The organism is Desulfallas sp. Bu1-1 (genome assembly GCF_015594625.1).
Lineage (GTDB): Bacteria > Bacillota > Desulfotomaculia > Desulfotomaculales > Desulfallaceae > JADNRQ01.
This window is the reverse complement of sequence record NZ_JADNRQ010000052.1, coordinates 1-1,503: the sequence shown is the minus strand read 5'-3', so window position 1 is coordinate 1,503 and position 1,503 is coordinate 1. Positions and strand designations below refer to the sequence as shown.

Annotated in this window: 2 protein-coding genes; both read right to left on the bottom strand. The window is 46.7% G+C overall.

Going from position 1 to position 1,503, the window contains the following annotated elements:
- Positions 1-1,266: a TRAP transporter large permease gene (locus tag IT084_RS17550; protein WP_195714177.1), complete on the bottom strand. Its 1,266-nt coding sequence runs from the start codon at positions 1,264-1,266 to the stop codon at positions 1-3.
- An 11-nt stretch (positions 1,267-1,277) separates the two neighbouring features.
- Positions 1,278-1,503: TRAP transporter small permease subunit (locus IT084_RS18030; RefSeq protein WP_313885520.1), on the bottom strand; the 226-nt coding region annotated here is incomplete at its 5' end.

The following is a 1,503-nucleotide window of genomic DNA, read 5'->3' as shown; positions in this document are numbered from 1 at the left end:
TTACTTACCATAAACAATACTTGGTATCCATAAAGAAATCTCCGGAACATACGTTACAATAATTAACGCAACGAGACTAAGAACAAGGAACGGTACAACCGCCCGGGCAATTTTGCCGAACGGTTCTTTGAAAGTAGCCATCCCAACAAATATATTCAAACCAAACGGGGGGCTAAACATGCCAATTGCTCCGTTAAAGGTCATGATGATCCCCAGAAGCACAAGATCCAAGTTTATACTATTGGCGATAGGCACAAAAAGCGGGGCCAGCAACAAAACAAAGGGCACGGCATCCATAAACATACCGGCAATAATTAACATGATATTCATGATCACCAACACTGCCCACGGCGTTGAGATAAATGGTTGAATAAGCTGTTGCAGCAGTAATTGGGTTTGGTTAACAGTGAGTATCCAGGAGAGCACCGACGCCGCCGCCACCAGGAACATAATTTGGGCTGTAGTCAGCGCTGAGCTTACACACACTTCATACAACTCTTTCCAACTTAGCTCCTTGTAAATAAATAATCCGACCAGCATAGCGTAAACCGCCGCCACGGTTGCCGACTCGGTTGGTGTAAAAACACCGGAATAGATACCGCCAATAATGATGACTGGCACGCCTATGGCCCAGGAGGAATCCTTAAGCGCAATCCATACCTGCCCCGGTGCGACCTGAAAGGTGGAGCGGATATTATTTTTCCGGGCATACCATACCGCATAGGCAATAAAAATCGCACCCAATAATAAACCCGGTCCAATACCGGCCATAAACAACGACCCAACCGACGTTCCGGTGGTCGCCGCGTAAACAATCATCGTGATACTGGGTGGAATTAAAATAGCAATGCATGCAGCGGAGGTTACTATGCCCATGGAAAATTTCTTGCCGTAACTGTTTTCCAGCAGCATAGGATACGTTATACCACCAATGGCCACTACAGTTGCCGGCGCGGATCCGGAAAGCGCCCCGAACAGCATACATGCCAGAACACTACCAGCTGCCGTACCGCCATAAAAACGCCCCACCAGGATATTGGATAAAGCAATTATGCGACGGGACATGCCACCTTTGCCCATGATGTTGGCCGCGAGGATAAAAAAAGGTATAGCCATCAAGGAAAATTTATCAATCCCGCCAAATAATCTTTGTGCAAATACAAGGGGGGGGATATCTTTAAGCACAATAGCTACCAGGGATGGTCCTGCAAGTGCTATATATATTGGTACGCTGGCTAACAGCATTAAGCCCAAAAGACCAAACAATATTGGCAACATTATGACTCACCCCCCTGCTCCGTTGCAAAACCGGCTTCCAAATACTCCAGGGCCATAAAAATACTACCCAAAGGGAGAGCAGCATAAGGAATAGACATGGGAATCATCATCGCCGGGCTGACTTGTGCCGTTGAATGAACATGCACGGTGGCTAATAAACCCAAGTACGCAAAAATTACGGAACAAACAACTCCGGTTAAATTAATGGCGATAGTAAAGAAGCGC